The organism is Nonomuraea sp. NPDC026600, from assembly GCF_040638335.1.
GTDB lineage: Bacteria > Actinomycetota > Actinomycetes > Streptosporangiales > Streptosporangiaceae > Nonomuraea.
The window spans coordinates 667,497-684,571 of the sequence record NZ_JBEZYD010000001.1 but is presented as its reverse complement, the minus strand read 5'-3'; the positions used below and the strand labels follow the sequence as shown (position 1 = coordinate 684,571).

Here is a 17,075-nt window from a genome sequence, read left to right as displayed (position 1 = left end):
TTCGGTAGATGAAGGCGTATGGAACCGGACAAGGAGACCCGCAACGAGCGGGCCGACCGCAACTTCGTGGAGCTGCTGCAGAGCGCCCGTGTGGCGGTGACCGGGGTTCAGGTGCTGTTCGCGTTCCTGCTGACGGTCCCGTTCTCGCAGGGGTTCGACAAGCTGGGCCTGGCCGATCGGCGGCTGTTCTACGTGGCGCTGGTCAGCGCCGCGATCGCGTCGATCTGCTACATCGCCCCGGCCGCCCAGCACCGGGTGCTCTTCCGGCAGGGGCTGAAGGAGACGCTGGTCCGCCGGTCCAACCTGTACGGCATCGCGGGGGCGCTGGCCCTGGCCGTCTCGATGACCGCGGCCACCCTGCTGGTGGTCGACTACCTGTTCCACAACACGGTGGCGGTGATCACGGCCGCCTTCGTCGCCCTGCTGGCCGTGTGGAGCTGGTTCGTGCAACCGGTGATCGACCGCTCGGCCAACGGGGACGGTGGCAGCGGCTGACCCCGGGCGCACGGGCGACCGGGGTCAGGTGGAGCCTGGGGTCAGATCTTCGGGCACATCTTCCCGTCACGGGGCGGGACCCGGGTGATCAGGTAGCGGTCCACCGTCTTGTCGACGCAGGCCGAGCCGGTGCTGTAGGCGGTGTGGCCGTCGCCGTCGAAGCTGAGCAGCACGCCCGACGAGAGCTGGGAAGCCAGTGCTTTCGCCCACTTGTACGGCGTGGCGGGGTCGCGCAGGGTGCCGACCACCAGGATGGGCGGCGCGCCCTTGGCGTGGATCGCCTTGTTGACGGTCTTGCTCCTGACCGGCCAGAAGTCGCACGGGCTGGCCATGCGCTTGCCGGAGCTGATCGCCTTGGCGTGGCGCACCGCCTGCCTCCAGGTCGGGTGGTCGAGGCAGTCGATGGCCGTGTGCGCCTCCATCAGGTTGGCGTAGGTCGCGTCGGCGCCCCGCGCGTTGTACTGGTCGGCGTACTGCAACAGGAGCGTGCCGTCGCCCTTGAAGGCCCGGCCGAGCGCCTGCCGGAGGGCCGGCCACGACCGCTGGTCGTACAGGAGACCCTGGATGCCGGTGTACACGATGGCCTGGGTGGCCTGCCTGCCGTCGTAGGTGTTGACCAGCGGTGCCTTCTCGGTCCGGTCGTGCAGGGCCCGCATCCGCTTGACGGCCGTGCGCTTGGTGAAGGGGCAGTCCTTGTGCTTGAAGCAGTCACCTGCGAACGAGTCGAACGCCACCCCGAAGCCGACACCCTGGTCGGCGCCGAAGTCGCCCGCGTTCACGGAGGGGTCCTCCGCGCCGTCGAGCACCAGCGCGCGCACCCTGGCCGGGAACAGGTTCGCGTAGGTGGCGCCGAGGAGGGTGCCGTACGAGAAGCCGATGTAGGTCAGGCGCGACTCGCCGAGAGCGGCCCTGAGCACGTCCATGTCCCGCGCGGCGTTCGGTGTGCCCACGAACGGCAGGAGCGCGCCGGAGTTGGCCTGGCAGGCCTGCGCGAGCCGCAGCTGCGCGTAGTTGTACATCTTCACCTCGGTCCGCGAGTCCGGGGTGTCGTCGACGGAGTGGTACCAGTCGGCCACCGCGGTGGGCATGCACCGCACGGGGGCGGAGGCGCCCACACCACGCGGATCGAAGCTGACCAGGTCGAACCGCGAGCGGAGAGTGGCGGTGAACTTCGTCTTCGAGGTGGCTCTCAGGAGGTCGATGCCCGACCCGCCGGGGCCGCCGAAGTTGGTCACCACGGAGCCGAGCCGCTTGCCGCCCTTGGCCGGCAGCCTGATCACCGCGATCTCGATCCGCTTGCCCGACGGCTTGGTGTAGTCGAGCGGAACCTTGAGCTTCGCGCACTGGAAACCGCCCTTGCAGGGGGTCCACGCAAGCCGCTGGCCGTAGTAGGCGTTCAGGCCGCCGTCGGACGCCCGCGCGGGCTGTGCCGCCGCCGGCTCGGCGGTGACGAAACCTGCTGACAGCAGGCCGATGACTAACGGGGTGATGATCCCGAGAAGGCGTCGCATATCTCTGTCCTCGTCTGGCGGCCGAGTGGATATCGCTTAGCTGACTCTCCGATGGTTGGGGCTACTGCTTGCGAGCCTCTTTAAGGCCACTGGCCAAGCGGCGTGCAAGCGTATTTGGAAAGTTTCTTTACTAGTGCGGATCGCATCCGTATGGTGATCCCATGAGCTTGCGCACAGTGTTGGTCCTGGTGGCGGCCCTCGTGGCCACTTCGGTGTCGGCGTCCCCCGGCGCGCGCGTCGCCGCGCCCCTGGGGTTCGGTGGCGTGGTCCCCGTGCCGGTCAGCGCGACGCCCGCGGCCGGGGTCACGTACCGGATCACCTCGTCCACGAGTCTCTACACCGACGTCCCGGCCGTGGGCGACCAGCTCGCGCGGCAGTTGCGGCGCTCGACCGGCTACCCCGTGCCCATCGTCGCGGCGCCGGCCGCCGGCGGCATCTCGCTGCGGCTGGGCAGCGTGAGCGGCGGGGACGAGGCCTACCAGCTCGACGTGACCGCCACCGGGATCACCGTGCTGGCCAACCGGGCCGCCGGGCTGTTCAACGGGGTGCAGACGCTGCGCCAGCTCCTGCCGTACGCGGCCGACAGCGCGACCGTCCAGCCGGGACCGTGGCCCGTGCAGGGCGGGCGGATCACCGACGCGCCGCGCTACGCCTACCGGGGCGCCATGCTCGACGTCGCTCGCCACTTCTTCCCCGTGGCGGCCGTCCAGCGCTACATCGACCAGATCGCCCTGTACAAGATCAATTACCTGCACCTCCACCTCTCCGACGACCAGGGCTGGCGCATCGCCATCGACTCCTGGCCCAGGCTGGCCACGTACGGCGGCAGCACCGCCGTCGACGGCGACCCGGGCGGTTACTACACCAAGGCCCAGTACCGGGAGCTCGTCGCCTACGCCGCGGCCCGCAACATCACCGTCGTGCCTGAGATCGACCTGCCCGGGCACACGAACGCCGCCCTGGCCTCATACGCCGAGCTGAACTGCGGCGGCGTCGCGCCGCCCCTCTACACCGGGACCGACGTCGGGTTCAGCTCGCTGTGCACGTCGAAGGAGATCACCTACACCTTCATCGACCAGGTGCTCGGTGAGCTGGCCGCGATCACCCCCGGCCCCTACCTGCACCTCGGCGGCGACGAGGCCACCTCCACCAAGCCGGCCGACTACACCGCGTTCATGAACCGGGCGCAGGCCATCGCCGCCGCGCACGGCAAGACCATCATCGGCTGGCACGACATCGTCAAGGCCACGCCGCTGCCCTCCACGGTCGCCCAGTACTGGGGCACCACGCCGGACGACAGCGCCGTCGCCGGCGCCGGGCGGAAGGTCATCATGTCCCCGGCCAGCCGCGCCTACCTCGACATGAAGTACAACTCGCGCACCCCGCTCGGCCAGGACTGGGCCGGGCTGATCGAGGTCAAGGACGCCTACGGCTGGAACCCGGGCACCTACCTGACCGGCCTGCCGTCCCAGCAGGTCCTGGGCGTGGAGGCGCCGCTATGGACCGAGACGATCAGGACGTCGGCCGACATCGACTACATGGCCTTCCCGCGCCTGCCCGCCCTCGCCGAACTGGCCTGGTCCCCGTACGGCAAGCACGACTGGACCGCCTTCAAGAAGCGCCTCGGGGCGCAGGGGCCGCGGTGGCGCGTCATGGGCGTGAATTACTACCACTCGGGGCAGATTGCCTGGCCTGCCGGTTCCTGAGCTGACCGCGCCGCCGGGACTGTAGCGTTCAAGGTCGTGGGCGGTGCCAGGGAAGTGCGGGACGTGCTGCGGCAGGCGGCGCGGCTGCTCGCCGAGGCGCGGGAGTTGCGTGCGGAGCACGAGCGCGCGCTGGCCCGGGTCGTGGCGGCGATGTCCGCGCTGCGCAAGCCGCAGGCCAGGGCCGAGCTCGCGGGCATCCCGGTGGCCCGGCTCAAGGACGTGACCGGCGGGCGGCTGCGGCTCGGGATGCTGGAGCGCATGGGCTACACGACGGTGCTCGACGTGCTGGACGCCACGCCGTACGAGCTGCAGCGGTTGCCGGGGATCGGGCCGCAGACGCAGCGGCAGGTGCACGCGGCGGCCAAGCAGATCGAGCGCGCCGCGCGGGAGGTCACCGCCGTCCAGATCGACGTCGAGCGCCAGGACGAGGAGACCACGGCGCTGCTCGCCGCCCTGTACCCGTTGGTGGCCGCGGGAGCCGAGTTGCCGCGCGCCCGCCGGACGGGCGACGCGGTCGATGAGCGGCTCGCCGCGTTGATCCCGGTGGCGCGGGTGATGAGCGGCTGGTGGCGCCGGCTGCTGTCCGGCGAGGAGAAGCGGCGGCGGGCGGAGGAGGCCGTCGCCGGGATCTCCGAGATCCTCGCCGGGCAGACCGAGACGCGGCTGCTCATCACGCAGGCGACCGTGGACCTGCTGCGGCCGGCGCCCTCCGGGGCGGAGGTGTGGATCGACTTCGAGATCCGCGCGGCCGACTACTACAACCTGCTGGCCGAGATCGCCGCCCTGGAGCCGGGCGACCGGGTCGCCGCCGAGGGGTTCCTGCCCGACGACCTGGCCGAGCGGGTCAGGAACCAGGAGCTCGACGACACCCACCGCCGGGTCTCGCTCCGTGGCTACCAGGCGTTCGGGGCCCGGTTCGCGCTGGCGCAGCGCCGGGTGATCCTCGGCGACGAGATGGGGCTCGGCAAGACCGTGCAGGCCATCGCCGCGTTCGCGCACCTCAAAGCGCGCGGTATGGGCCACTTCCTGGTGGTCTGCCCGGCCAGCGTACTGATCAACTGGACCCGCGAGATCGAGACCCGCAGCACGCTGCGCGCCTACCGGCTGCACGGCGGCGAGCGCGACACCGCCCTGGCGGAGTGGCTGGACCGCGGCGGCGTGGCCGTGACCACCTTCGACGGGCTGCACCGGCTCGACGACGTGCCCGCTGAGGTGGGCATGATGGTGGTCGACGAGGCCCACTACGTCAAGAACCCCGAGGCCCGCCGGTCCAGGGCCGTCGCCGCGTGGTGCGGGCGGGTCGAGCGGGTGCTGTTCATGACGGGCACGCCGATGGAGAACCGGGTGGAGGAGTTCCGCAACCTGGTTCGCCACCTCCAGCCCGCCCTGCTCGCCCAGGTGCGCGGCAGCGACGCCGCGGCCGGAGCGCAGGCGTTCCGGCGCGCGGTGGCGTCCGTCTACCTGCGCCGCAACCAGGAAGACGTGCTCACCGAACTGCCCGATCTCGTGCACGTCGACGAGTGGGAGGAGCTCAGCGCCGCGGACGCCGACGCCTACCGGGAGGCGGTCGCGGCGGGCAACTTCATGGCCATGCGCCGCGCCGCCTACGCGGTGCCGGACAAGTCGGCCAAGCTCGAACGGCTGCGCGAACTGGTCGACGAGGCGGCGGGCAGCGGGCTGAAGGTGGTGGTCTTCTCCTACTTCCGCGACGTCCTGACCGCGGTGCGGGACGCCCTCGGCCCGGCGGTCCACGGGCCGCTCTCCGGTGACCTGCGGCCGGAGCGCCGCCAGGAGACCGTGGACGCGTTCGGTATGGTGCCGGGGCACGCCGTGCTGCTCGCCCAGATCCAGGCCGGCGGGGTCGGGCTCAACCTCCAGGCCGCCTCCGTCGTGATCATCTGCGAACCGCAGGTCAAGCCCACCATGGAGAGCCAGGCCGTGGCCCGCGCGCACCGCATGGGGCAGGTGCGCAGGGTCCAGGTGCACCGGCTGCTCTCGCCCGGCGGCGTGGATGAGCGGATGCTGAAGATCCTGCACGCCAAGACGGTGCTGTTCGACGCGTACGCCAGGCGCAGCGACCTGGCCGAGTCCGCGCCCGACGCGATCGACGTGTCCGAGCAGACGCTGGCCCGCCAGATCGTCGAGGAGGAGCAGGCCCGGCTCCTGGGCGGGGCTTCGGTTCGGTAGCGCTGGGTTCCGTGCCGCGTCACAGTCCCGCGGGCTCGTTGAGCTGGTGCGCCCACGGCGGGTTGGCCCCCGCGACCGAGCACGTCAGCGCCGCCGCCCGGGCGGCGAAGGCGGCGGCGTCGGCGGCCGTCTCCAGGTCGAGCCCCTCTAGGCGGCCCCCGAGCAGCCCCCGTACGCCCAGCCGGTGCAGCAGCCCGGCGGTGAAGGAGTCACCGGCCCCCACGGTGTCGACGACCTTGATCCGCGGCGCCGGCACCGACGTCCGTTTCCCGTCCAGTGACACCAGCGCGCCCGCCGCGCCCTGGGTGATCACGATGAGCCGGGCCCCCGCCGCGTGCCAGGCGTCGCAGGCACGTTCCACCGGCTCGTCCGGCATCAGGAAGGACAGGTCGTCCTCGCTGAGCTTGAGAATGTCGGCCACCGCGCACCAGCGCGCCATCGGATAGTCCTCCCGGCTCGCCAGGCTGGGCCGTACGTTGGGATCGATCGAGACCGTCGCGTGCTCGCGGGCGTCCGCCGCGAACGCCTCCACGGCGGCGCCGCCCGGCCGCCTGACCAGCGCGAGAGACCCCGTGTGCAGGCAGGACCAGCCGCGCGGGTCGACGGCGGCGAGCTCCTCGGGCGTCCACTGCCAGTCGGCGGTGCCCTCGGCGTGGAAGCTGTAGGCCGCCTGGCCCCGCTCGTCGAGCGAGGCCACCGCCAGCGTGCTCGGCTCGGCGGCGGGTACGCAGGCCGACAGGTCCACCCCTGAGGAGGCGAGGTGCTCGCGGAACAGCTCCCCGAACACGTCCCCGGACACCCGCCCCAGGAACCGGGTCGAGGTGCCGAGGCGGGCCAGAGCCACTGCCGTGTTCGCGGGCCCCCCGCCCGGCAACACCCGGAGCTCCAGCTCACCGGGACGCCGGTCAGCGAAGGCGTCAGCGACGCATTCGCCCAGGACAGCGATCATCAGGGTCAACCTTTCTGCCATGTTTGCAGATTTGTTACGTCGCGGGGGCATTGACGTTTCTAGAAACGGAGTCCATCATCGCAGCACGGCGAATGTCAACGTTGACATATGTCAACGATGACATTGAATCATCCCTGATAGGAAGCCATCATGATTGCTAGGCTCTCGGCCGGACTGCTGGCCGCCGCTCTCCTCGTCACCGGCTGCGGCGGTGGCGAGCAAAAGGCCTCCACCACCAGCTCCGCCGCCAAGGTCGGGCTGATCACGAAGACGGAGACCAACCCGTTCTTCGTCAAGATGAAGGAGGGCGCGCAGACCGCCGCCAAGGCGGCCGGAATGGAGTTGCTCACCGCCGCCGGCAAGTTCGACGGGGACAACGCCTCCCAGCTCACCGCCATCGAGAACATGGTCGCGGCCGGGGTGAAGGGCATCCTCATCACACCCAACGACACCAAGGCGATCGTGCCCGCGATCAAGAAGGCCAGGGACGCCGGCGTCGTGGTGATCGCGCTGGACACGCCCACGGACCCGCAGGACGCCACCGACGCGCTGTTCGCCACCGACAACCTCAAGGCGGGCGAGCTGATCGGCCAGTACGCCAAGGGCGCGATGGCCGGCAAGACCGCGAAGATCGCCACGCTCGACCTGGCCCCCGGCATCACGGTCGGGCAGCTCCGCCACGACGGCTTCCTGAAGGGCTTCGGCATCGCCGAGGGCGACCCGTCGATCGCCTGCTCCCAGGACACGCGCGGCGACCAGGCCAAGGGCCAGGAGGCGATGGAGAACTGCCTGCAGAAGGCGCCCGACATCAACCTCGTCTACACCATCAACGAGCCCGCCGCCCTCGGCGCCTACACCGCGCTCAAGGCCAAGGGCCGCGAGAAGGACGTGGTGATCGTCTCGGTCGACGGCGGCTGCACCGGCGTCAAGGCCGTGAAGAGCGGCGAGATCGCCGCGACCTCGCAGCAGTACCCGCTGAAGATGGCCGAGGACGGCGTCAAGGCCGTCGCCGCCTTCGCCAAGGGCGGCGCCAAGCCCAAGGGGTACACCGACACCGGCGTCACCCTGATCACCGACAAGGCCGTCCCGGGCGTCGAGGCCAAGGACACCGCCTTCGGCCTGGCGAACTGCTGGGGCTGACATGGCCGTCATGGAAGCGACGCTGCCGCGCCGCATCATCAGCACTCCGACGGCGGGACCGCTGGGCGCGCTCGTGCTGGCCTGCGCGTTCTTCGCGGTCAACAGCGACCAGTTCCTCACCGGCGGCAACTTCTCGCTGATCATCCAGCAGGTGATGGTCGTCGGCACGCTCGCCATCGGGCAGACGCTCATCATCCTGACCGGCGGCATCGACCTGTCCAACGGCGCGATCATGGCGTTCGGCGGCATCGTGATGACCAAGCTGGCCGTCACCAGCGGCCTGCCGCCGTTGCTCGCGATCGCCGCCGGAATCGCCGTCTGCGCGGCGTTCGGGCTGGCGAACGGCATGCTGGTGACGAAGATCTCGCTGCCGCCGTTCATCGTCACGCTCGGCATGCTGAACGTGGTGTTCGCGCTGACCCACATCTACTCCGAGGACCAGACGGTCACCGACCTGCCGGCCGCGCTGACCTTCCTCGGGCAGACCTTCAAGCTCGGCGGGACGAACGTCACCTACGGCTCGCTGCTCACGATCCTGCTGTTCCTGCTCTTCGCGTACGTGCTCGGGCAGACCGCCTGGGGCCGCCACGTGTACGCGCTGGGCAACAGCCAGGAGGTCGCGCGGCTGACCGGCATCCGCACGCAGCGGCTGACGATCAGCGTGTACACCATCGCGGGCCTCGTGTACGGCCTCGCCGCCCTGCTGCTCGTCTCCAGGACCGGCGTGGGCGACCCGCAGGCCGGGCAGACCGACAACCTCGACAGCATCACCGCCGTCGTCCTCGGCGGGACCAGCCTGTTCGGCGGCCGCGGACTGGTGCTCGGCACGCTGATCGGCGCGCTCATCGTGGGGGTCTTCCGTAACGGCCTGCAACTCATGGGCGTACCGTCGATTTATCAGACGCTCATCACGGGCATCCTGGTGATCCTCGCCGTCACCGTCGATCAGCTCTCCCGGAGGAGGACCCGATGACCCCCGTACTCCAGGCCCGTGGCCTGGTGAAGCGATACGGCCACGTGGTCGCGCTCGACGGCGCCGACTTCGACCTGATGCCCGGCGAGGTGCTCGCCGTCATCGGCGACAACGGCGCCGGCAAGACCAGCCTGATCAAGGCGCTGACCGGCGCGCTGCAGCCGGACGAGGGCCAGATCCTGCTCGACGGCAAGCCCGTGCGCATCCGCGACCCCCTGGAAGCGCGCAGGCTCGGCATCGAGACCGTCTACCAGGAGCTGGCCGTCGCCGCCTCGCTCGACATCGCGACGAACATGTTCCTCGGCCGCGAGCTCCGCAAGCCGGGACTGCTCGGCACGATCTTCCGCAAGCTCGACAAGAAGCGGATGCGCGAGGAGTCGGCCAAGCACATGGCCGACCTGAAGATCGGCCTGCGCTCGCTCACCCAGCCCGTCGAGTCGCTGTCCGGCGGCCAGCGGCAGGGTGTGGCCGTGGCCAGGGCCGTGGCATGGGCCCGGCACGTCGTCGTGATGGACGAGCCGACCGCCGCTCTCGGGGTCAAGGAGTCGGGACAGGTGCTCGACATGATCAGGCGGGTCCGCGACCGCGGCATGCCCGTCGTCCTGATCAGTCACAACATGCCCCACGTCTTCGAGATCGCCGACCGGATCCACGTCCAGCGGCTCGGCCGCCGCGTCGCCCAGATCAAGCCGGGCGACCACAGCATGGCCGAGGTCGTCGCCATCATGACCGGTGCTATCCAGGTTTCGGAAGGCAAGTCGGTCGTGACGGACAAGGACGCGGCGGAGGCGATCGGCCTCTAGCATGGTCGAAATGCGGCGTCCCACCATGACAGACGTGGCCCGTGAGGTGGGTGTCACCGCCAAGACCGTCTCACGGGTGCTCAACGACGACGGACCCGTGGCCATCGAGACGCGCGAACGCGTCATGGCCGCGGTCCGCAAACTGGGCTACCAACCCAACCTGATGGCCCGCAACATGCGGGTCGGGGCCAGGGACGCCGCGATCGGGCTGGTCATCCCCGAAATGGGCAACCCGTTCTTCGGCACGGTGGCGGGCGGCATCGAGAGCGCGGTGCGGGCCCGCGGCCTGACCCTCATCGTCGGCTCCTCCAGCGAGACCGCCGACCTGGAGCAGTCCCTGATCGCCACCTTCCTGGCCCGCCGGGTCAGCGCCCTCATCGTGGTCCCCTCGGCCACCGGAGACCACCGCTACCTGCGTTCGGAACGCGTCGCCGGCCTGCCCATCGTCTTCCTCGACCGCCCCGCCGTCGGCCTGACCGCCGACAGCGTGGTCAGCGGCAACCGTTCCGGCGCTCAGGCTGGCATCGCCCACCTGATCGGGTACGGCCACCGCCGGATCGGCTTCATCGGCGACCTGCCCGCCACCCTCTACACCCGCCGCGAACGTTTCCAGGGCTACCGTGACGCCCTGGAGGAGGCGGGCCTGCCCTTCGACCGTGCCCTCGTGGAGACGGGCCACGACCAGGAGGCGGCCCGCGCGGCCACCCTGCGGCTGCTGGCTCTGGAGCACCCGCCCACCGCGCTGTTCGCGGCCAACAACCTGGCCTCCATGGGGGCGGTGGTGGCGCTGGCCCGGGCGGGGCGGCGGGATGTGGCGCTGGTGGGCTTCGACGACCTGCCGCTGGCGGAGGTGCTGGATCCGCCGCTGACCGTCGTGGCGCAGGATCCGGCGGCCATCGGGGAGGTGGCGGCGGAGCTGGTGCTGTCCCGGCTGGACGGCGACCGCTCCCGGGCCCGGCGCACCCTGGTGCCCACGCGCTTGATCGTCAGGGGGTCGGGGGAACTGTCGCCGGTTTCTCGGTGAGCTGGGAAGGCCCCGCGCATGCGCGGGGCCGGTCTGTCAGCGTAGTCCCGCGAACAGGTCGTCCTCGTGGTCCGGTGCGGTCACACGGTTGACCACCCGCGTGAAGGACTCGGTGGAGAACGCCTGGTGCTGGGCCTCCTCGGGCATACGGAGCAGGAAGATGTTCTCGCCCTGGCTCTCGTGTGACTGCAGGGCCTTGAACTTGCGCTCGACGTAGGGGGTGACATCGACGACGGTGGTCACCAGCTCGTCGGGGGTGCCGAAGTCGTCGGAGGGCTGGAAGTCGCCCAGGTCGACACCGCTGGTGCGCATGAACTCGAACATGCGCTTGATCGCGGCGCGGGGGATGGCCGTGTAGTAGAACTTGTCGGCGATGCCGGTCGCCTCGATGGCCGCGACCGTGATGCGGTGGGCCTGGACGTGGTCGGGGTGGTTGTAGCCGCTGCCGCCTGTTTCGTCGTAGGTGACCACGACCTGCGGCTGGTAGCGCTTGATCAGCTCGCCGAGGCGGGTGGCGGCCACGTCGACGGCTACGTTGGCGAAGGCGTCGGGGTGGGTGTTGGTGTCCCAGCCGTCCATGCCGGAGTCGCGGTAGCCGAGCAGCTCCAGGTGGTCGATGCCCAGGTGCTGCACCGACTCGCGCAGCTCCGCCAGCCTCCGCTCCGCCACCTCGGCGTCGTCGTGGCCGGGGTCGCCGGGCTTGACGCCGCCCGGTCCGTCGCCCTGCTCGCCGTTGGTGCAGGTGACCAGGACCGTGCGGATGCCCTCGTCGGAGTAGCGGGCGAGGATGCCGCCGGTGCTCAGGCATTCGTCGTCGGGGTGGGCGTGCACCGCCATCAGGGTGAGTTGCCGATCCATGCTGCAGACCCTACTGGGCGCAACCGACACTTCCGGACGGGGACCTTTGGGCGGGGGCTTTTGGGCGGCGGTCAGGTCTGGCGGGCCAGCCGGTCGGCTCGGAGGCGGGCCGTCGCGGCCGCCGCGCGGTCGCCCAGGGCCTCGGCGAGGGCGCCCTGCTTGAGCCAGTTGAACGGGCTGCACGGCCGTACGCTGATCCGCTCGCTGATCAGCACTCGTGCCAGGTCCCGGCGGCCGCCGCGCAGGGCGGCCTCCAGGAGCGTCTTCTGCACGGCGTCGCGTTGCGCGTGGCTGCCGCCGAACTCGTTGATCCGATGCCGGATCGGATACAGCAGGTCCACGACCGCGTCGAAGTCGCCCCGGCCGAAGGCCACCAGCGACCGGCAGACCGGCAGGCCGACGCGGGCGGTCATGGCGTGGTTGGTGATGTCCGGGTGGGGTTCGGTGAGGTACGACTCGCGACTCGCGATGAGCTTCTCGGCCTCCGCGACGCGGCCCGCGCCCACGTACGACATGACGGCGTGCATGTCGTTGAAGGCGTAGAACGGCTCCGCGATCTTGGCCGGCCACGCGTCGGCGAGCGCCCGCCAGCGTTCGTCCTGGCTGGAGCCCTCCAGGAGGAGCCGCCAGAGCAGCGCGGCGGCGTCGAGCAGCTCCATCGAGCCCTGGCCGCCCGCCAGCGCCGCGTCGTAGATGGCCAGGGCGCGGCCGGTGTCGCCGGACTCCAGCGCGTACAGGGCGTAGTGCCACCAGGTGTGCACGTTGAAGAACGTGCCGGTCGACCAGTCGCCGAGCCGGGCGTCGAGGTAGCGGATGCCGTCGCCGAAGCGGCCCTGCATCTCGTAGGTGTGCACGACCGCGTGGATGCCCCAGACGTCACGCGCGTTCAGTTCGACCGCGCGCAGCCCCACGTCCTCCGACCGGTCGTAGTGGCCGGACTCCTCCAGCCCGAACGCGTACATCCCCAGCACGTGGCCGTAATGCCGGTCGTCCTCGTGCCAGGCGTTGAGCGCGCCGCCGATCCTGTCGCGCAGCGAGCGGGCGTCGCCGGTGAAGAAGTCGACCTGGTGCCCGGCCGCCAGCGCCAGGGCGTCGCGGGGGTACTGCTCGGTGATCGCGCCGAGGAGTCTGCCGCAGGTCAGGAAGTCACCGTCGAGCAGTGCCTGGACGGCCTCGACGTGCGCGCGTTCGCGGGGCAGCAGTCCTCCGGAGCCGCCCATGCGGGCCCGCCAGGCCGCGAACCGCTGCCTGGCCGTGCGCGCGTCCTCCACCTCCGTGGTCAGGAGCCCGAGGTAGGCGGTCAGGACCTGGCCCATCGGGAAGTCGGGCGCCTCGGACAGGGCGGCCGCGGTCTCGGCGTCGACCTCCACACGCAAGTGCAGCAGCTCGTCGATCGCCTGGTCGTAGTGGCGGGCGGCGGCACCACCCGCGCCGCTCATCGCCAGTCCGTGCTGGTCGTCGGTCACTCAGCCACTATAAAAGGAGGCCGTACGGCACGAGCTGGGGGAGTGCCGCCCTCCATGCGGGTCCGGCTGCCTTAGGGTGTAAGACGGTTCGGCGGGGGATGCGCCTGGTCATTGCGGCTGCATCACCAAGGGCGGCGGGCCCCGGTCATCCGGACGGTAAGAAAAAGATTTTCGGGCGGTCCGCTAAACGGTAGGCAGGGTCGGGATTCAAGATTGTAACGAGCAGGTTGAGCGATATGTCGGGCAATCGGCGGGGCGCTAGGGTGCAATCCTCATCAACTTCCTGGTGAGGCGGAGGGAGGGCCACTGGTGTACCGCGCGCGTGGCCGTCATGCGTCATCCGGCCAGGCCAAGCCCGCCCTGTCTGCATCTCCGGAAGGGCCGTGGCTGCCCCCGGGCAGCGGTATCCACATCGCCGGGCTGACCATCGTCGGTGGTCTGCTCTACGTGGGCTCCGAGCTGCCTTCCGCGTCCGGGATGTCGGTGGAGCCGGCGTTGATCGATCCCGAACTGCCTGTGGACATGACACAGCCAGACTGGGACGGTCAGGGGCTCGACCGCTGGCCGAGCTATGCCGCCCTCCCGGCGCCGTCGCGGGCGGCCTATCTGAGCTGGCTCGCCGACGGGCGCTGTTATCCGCGAACGCCCCTGGGCTACGTCCTCCTCTATTTCTACGGCCTCGAACGTCGTGTGCTGCACGACCTGCACTTGGACAGCTTCACGGCCCAAGAGGAACTGCCGGTGATCCACGAGGAGGTACAGCGCCTCATCGGCCTCTACGCCGGGCACGACGCCTTCCAGCGGCACGCGGCGCCGTTCGAGGCGCTGCTGGCCGCCCTCTGCGAGCCCGAGGTGACCGGCGCGGCGTTCGCGTTGCGGGCCCGGCTGGGGGAGCTCGCGGCGCAGGGCCAGCCGGTGCCCGCCGATTGGGCGCTGGCCTGGCTGCACTCCCACCCCGCCTACCGGCCGGGCACGCCCGCTACGCGCTGCCCGGAGGAGTTCGGCGCGCTGTTCCAGCGGAGGTACGCGGCACGGCACGGCGAAGGGCTCGTCGTACAGCCCGGCGGTAAAGAACTGGTCTTCGACTACCGGCCCGCGAGCTCCGGGTTCGCCGGGGCCCCGCCGGTGCTGCCGGGCATACCCGATGTGCTGACGCTCGCGGCGCCCACCCGGGAGCTGTTCGGGCTGGCCGAGGAGTGCGGGTCCGAGCTGGAGGCGTACAGCCGCTTCCTCGGCCGGCTGCCCGGTGCCAGGCAGAGCGTGCGCGCCCAGGCGCTGCTGCCCGCGGAGCTGCTCGATCTGGACTCCGGCGGGGCGGGCGGGGCGGTGCGGTGGGCGCTGCGCCGGCTCGGGCCGCAGCAGACCGCGCTCGTGCCCGCCGAGGATTTCGTCGCCCTGCTGTCCACGCCCGTTCCCGCGAGGAAGGACGTCATCGCGCTCGCCCAGATCCTCGGCCGGGCCGGGGTCGGGATCGAACCGGACCCGCGTCTGGGGGGTCCGGTGCCGACCGCGGGGATGATGGCCTTGTTCGCCGCGCCGGACGGGCCGACGGCCGCGGCGTCCGACGCGTACCGGGCGGCCACCGTACTGCTGCACCTGGGCGCCGCGAGCACGGCGGACGGCCAGACGCCCGAGGTCGCCTACCGCCGGCTGAGCGAGCACCTTGAGCGGGCGCTGCATCTGACGCCCGGCGAGCAGGCCCGCTTGCGGGCGCATCTGGAGTGGCTGCTCGCGGGGGAGGTGACGCTGATCGACCTGATCGACCATGTTCAGGCGATCGGCGCGACTCAGCGTGCTCACGTGGCGGAGTTCCTGAGGGACGTGGCCGCCGCCGACGGGCACATCACGCCGGAGGAGGCCGACATCCTGGCCCGGATCCACTGGCTGCTCGGGCTCGACCGCGATACGGCGGGGGCTGAGCAGATGGGGCTCGCGTCGTACGCCGCCGTGCGGCAGGCGCCGATCCAGCTGGCGTACGTGCCCCACGGCCCCGCCCAGCCGGTGCCCCCGCCACGCGTCATCATGCCGCACCACCCCTCCGGGCCCTTCACCTCTCCGCCCTTCGGGCCGGTGCCCAACAGCTCCACGCCGTATGGGTCCGCGCCCTACACCTCCACGCCGTACGGGCCTGGGCCTTATGCCTCCACGCCTGATGGGCCCGGGCCTTATGCCTCCACGCCTGACGGGTCTGTGCCCAGCGCCTTCACGCCGTTTGGGCCCGGGTCTTACTCATCCGGGCAGGAGCACCCCATTCAGCAGGACCTCGCCGGGTCGTCGCCGGTGCCGCACGCGTCCGTGCCGCAGGCCGTGCCCATGGGGTCCGTCTTCGGTGCCCCGACGGTGCCCGTCTGGGGGGCGGTCGCCAGGCTGGCCGAGACGGCCCAGGTGGGGATAATGCTCGATTCGCTGCTCGCCGGCGAAGAGCCGCTCCCCGTGCCCGCCCCACCGCCCGAGGTCACCCCGGTGGCGGGGCTGGACGGCCGCCACTCCGGCCTGGTCCGCGCCCTGGCCGCCGTCGATGAGCCGCACATCGGCCGGGGCCAGTTCGAGATCCTCGCGGACGCCTGGAACCTGCTGCCGGAAGGCGCGATAGACCGCGTCAACGAGGCCGCCTACGAGACCGTGGGCGATCCGCTGCTCGACGGCGACGACCCGATCCTGGTCGACCGGCGAGTGCTGGGGGAGATGCTGAAGTGACCGTTCGCGCCCGCGAACGCGACGCCCTCCTCAAGGCGCTGCGGGCAGGGGGAGTCCCGCTGATCGGCCAGCACCACATCCAGGCCGGCCGTACCGCCGAGCTGGCGGCGCTGACCGCCGACGTCGAACGCGTCGCGGTCGGCGGCTCGGCCGTCCGGTTCGTCATCGGTGAGCACGGTGCGGGCAAGACGTTCCTGCTGCGCCGGGCGCGGACGCTGGCGCTGGAGAAGCGGCTGGTCACCATGCACGCCGACATCACCGCCGAGCACCGGCTGCACTCGAGCGAGGGCCGGGCCCGCGCCCTCTACACCGAGCTGGCGCGTAGCATGTCCACCCGGGCCAGGCCCACCGGCGGCGCGCTCGCCGGCGTCGTCGAACGCTTCCTGTCCACCGCGCTCGACGAGGCCCGCCAGGCGGGCACCGACCCGGCCCTGGCGATCGGGGAACGCCTGGCGCATCTGGCGACGCGGCCGGGCGGCCACGACTTCGCCGAGGTCATCGGCGCGTACTGGCGCGGCCACGACACGGGCGACGACCACCTCAAGTCGGCCGCGCTGCGCTGGCTGCGCGCCGAGTACCCGACCGCGGCGGAGGCCAGGTCGGCGCTCGGCGTACGGTCGATCATCGACGACGCCACCGTGCACGATCACCTCGCGCTGATGAGCCGGTTCGTACGCCTGGCCGGGTACGGCGGGCTGCTCGTCTGCCTGGACGATATGTACAACCTGTACACGCTGGCCGATGCCCTGGCCCGGGACGCCAACTACGACCAGATCCTGGGCATCGTCAGCAGTGGGGTCCCGCATCTGGGGTTCGTGTTCGGGGGCACCCCCGACTTCCTCAGAGACGGGCACAGCGGGCTTTTCAGCCACCCCGCGCTGCGGAGGCGGCTGGGCGCCGCCGCCTTCGCCGCGGTCGGGCCGGTGGATCGCTCGGGGCCGGTGCTCCGGCTGGCCGCGCTGACGGCCGAGGAGGTGTACGTGGTGCTGGCCAAGATCCGGTTCGTGTACGCCTCCGGCGAGGGTGGGCGGTACCTCGTGGACGACGACGCGCTGGTGGCCTTCATGCATCACTGCTTCGGGCGGGTGGGGGAGGCGTATTTTCGCCGGCCGCGGACGACGTTCAAGGCGTTCTGCGACCTGCTGGCCGTGCTGGAGCGGGACTCCGGGGAGAGCTGGCGGCGGCTCCTGCCGGGGGTGGACCTGTCGGCGGAGGAGGCTGACGAGCGCCCGGCCTGACTTCCCGCAAGATCGGGCATACTCGTCG

Annotated in this window: 13 protein-coding genes; 9 read left to right on the top strand and 4 right to left on the bottom strand. The window is 71.1% G+C overall.

Annotated features, from left to right (window positions below):
• The first annotated feature begins 18 nt into the window (after positions 1 to 18).
• The gene (locus AB0F17_RS03110; RefSeq protein WP_358015293.1) at positions 19 to 495 is read left to right on the top strand and encodes a DUF6328 family protein; all 477 of its coding nucleotides are present in this window, start codon (positions 19 to 21) and stop codon (positions 493 to 495) included.
• Positions 496 to 536: 41 nt separating this feature from the next.
• Here the strand turns inward: AB0F17_RS03110 and AB0F17_RS03105 are convergent, their stop codons facing one another.
• Positions 537 to 2,006 carry an alpha/beta hydrolase gene (locus AB0F17_RS03105; protein WP_358015290.1) on the bottom strand — a complete coding sequence of 490 codons (1,470 nt, stop codon included), beginning with the start codon at positions 2,004 to 2,006 and terminating at the stop codon, positions 537 to 539.
• 161 nt (positions 2,007 to 2,167) lie between these two features.
• Here AB0F17_RS03105 and AB0F17_RS03100 point away from each other — a divergent pair, with 161 nt between their 5' ends.
• The gene (locus AB0F17_RS03100; protein WP_358015287.1) at positions 2,168 to 3,712 is read left to right on the top strand and encodes a beta-N-acetylhexosaminidase; all 1,545 of its coding nucleotides are present in this window, start codon (positions 2,168 to 2,170) and stop codon (positions 3,710 to 3,712) included.
• Between the two features lie 36 nt (positions 3,713 to 3,748).
• On the top strand, positions 3,749 to 5,899 hold the full coding sequence (locus AB0F17_RS03095) for a DEAD/DEAH box helicase (protein ID WP_358015284.1): 2,151 nt from the start codon (positions 3,749 to 3,751) through the stop codon (positions 5,897 to 5,899).
• A gap of 19 nt (positions 5,900 to 5,918) precedes the next feature.
• Here the strand turns inward: AB0F17_RS03095 and AB0F17_RS03090 are convergent, their stop codons facing one another.
• Positions 5,919 to 6,848 carry a carbohydrate kinase gene (locus AB0F17_RS03090; protein ID WP_358015281.1) on the bottom strand — a complete coding sequence of 310 codons (930 nt, stop codon included), beginning with the start codon at positions 6,846 to 6,848 and terminating at the stop codon, positions 5,919 to 5,921.
• A 150-nt stretch (positions 6,849 to 6,998) separates the two neighbouring features.
• Here AB0F17_RS03090 and AB0F17_RS03085 point away from each other — a divergent pair, with 150 nt between their 5' ends.
• From AB0F17_RS03085 to AB0F17_RS03070, 4 genes are read left to right on the top strand one after another with little or no spacing between them, the layout of a single operon-like run.
• Positions 6,999 to 7,988, top strand: coding sequence for a sugar ABC transporter substrate-binding protein (locus AB0F17_RS03085; protein WP_358015278.1), 990 nt, complete (start codon positions 6,999 to 7,001; stop codon positions 7,986 to 7,988).
• 1 nt (position 7,989) lies between these two features.
• On the top strand, positions 7,990 to 8,961 hold the full coding sequence (locus AB0F17_RS03080) for an ABC transporter permease (protein ID WP_358015275.1): 972 nt from the start codon (positions 7,990 to 7,992) through the stop codon (positions 8,959 to 8,961).
• The gene (locus AB0F17_RS03075) at positions 8,958 to 9,764 is read left to right on the top strand and encodes an ATP-binding cassette domain-containing protein (protein WP_358015272.1); all 807 of its coding nucleotides are present in this window, start codon (positions 8,958 to 8,960) and stop codon (positions 9,762 to 9,764) included. The genes AB0F17_RS03080 and AB0F17_RS03075 overlap by 4 nt, the downstream gene beginning before the upstream one ends.
• Positions 9,765 to 9,774: 10 nt before the next feature.
• Complete coding sequence (locus AB0F17_RS03070; RefSeq protein WP_358015269.1) at positions 9,775 to 10,788, top strand: LacI family DNA-binding transcriptional regulator; 1,014 nt, start codon at positions 9,775 to 9,777, stop codon at positions 10,786 to 10,788.
• Positions 10,789 to 10,824: 36 nt separating this feature from the next.
• Here AB0F17_RS03070 and AB0F17_RS03065 read toward each other — a convergent pair whose 3' ends face one another.
• Together AB0F17_RS03065 and AB0F17_RS03060 are read right to left on the bottom strand one after the other, a co-directional pair.
• Positions 10,825 to 11,646, bottom strand: a complete 822-nt coding sequence (locus tag AB0F17_RS03065; protein WP_358015266.1) for a PIG-L family deacetylase — start codon at positions 11,644 to 11,646, stop codon at positions 10,825 to 10,827.
• Positions 11,647 to 11,717: 71 nt separating this feature from the next.
• Positions 11,718 to 13,112, bottom strand: a complete 1,395-nt coding sequence (locus tag AB0F17_RS03060) for a tetratricopeptide repeat protein (protein WP_358015264.1) — start codon at positions 13,110 to 13,112, stop codon at positions 11,718 to 11,720.
• Between the two features lie 309 nt (positions 13,113 to 13,421).
• Here AB0F17_RS03060 and AB0F17_RS03055 point away from each other — a divergent pair, with 309 nt between their 5' ends.
• On the top strand, positions 13,422 to 15,809 hold the full coding sequence (locus AB0F17_RS03055; protein WP_358015261.1) for a TerB N-terminal domain-containing protein: 2,388 nt from the start codon (positions 13,422 to 13,424) through the stop codon (positions 15,807 to 15,809).
• The gene (locus AB0F17_RS03050; RefSeq protein WP_358015258.1) at positions 15,806 to 17,047 is read left to right on the top strand and encodes an ATP-binding protein; all 1,242 of its coding nucleotides are present in this window, start codon (positions 15,806 to 15,808) and stop codon (positions 17,045 to 17,047) included. The genes AB0F17_RS03055 and AB0F17_RS03050 overlap by 4 nt, the downstream gene beginning before the upstream one ends.
• The last annotated feature ends 28 nt before the right edge of the window (positions 17,048 to 17,075 follow it).

Coding starts and splice junctions, on each gene's coding strand:
- AB0F17_RS03110 (WP_358015293.1), top strand. CDS start 19: ATGGAACCGGACAAGGAGACCCGCAACGAGCGGGCCGACCGCAACTTC.
- AB0F17_RS03105 (WP_358015290.1), bottom strand. CDS start 2,006: ATGCGACGCCTTCTCGGGATCATCACCCCGTTAGTCATCGGCCTGCTG.
- AB0F17_RS03100 (WP_358015287.1), top strand. CDS start 2,168: ATGAGCTTGCGCACAGTGTTGGTCCTGGTGGCGGCCCTCGTGGCCACT.
- AB0F17_RS03090 (WP_358015281.1), bottom strand. CDS start 6,848: ATGATCGCTGTCCTGGGCGAATGCGTCGCTGACGCCTTCGCTGACCGG.
- AB0F17_RS03085 (WP_358015278.1), top strand. CDS start 6,999: ATGATTGCTAGGCTCTCGGCCGGACTGCTGGCCGCCGCTCTCCTCGTC.
- AB0F17_RS03080 (WP_358015275.1), top strand. CDS start 7,990: ATGGCCGTCATGGAAGCGACGCTGCCGCGCCGCATCATCAGCACTCCG.
- AB0F17_RS03075 (WP_358015272.1), top strand. CDS start 8,958: ATGACCCCCGTACTCCAGGCCCGTGGCCTGGTGAAGCGATACGGCCAC.
- AB0F17_RS03070 (WP_358015269.1), top strand. CDS start 9,775: ATGCGGCGTCCCACCATGACAGACGTGGCCCGTGAGGTGGGTGTCACC.
- AB0F17_RS03065 (WP_358015266.1), bottom strand. CDS start 11,646: ATGGATCGGCAACTCACCCTGATGGCGGTGCACGCCCACCCCGACGAC.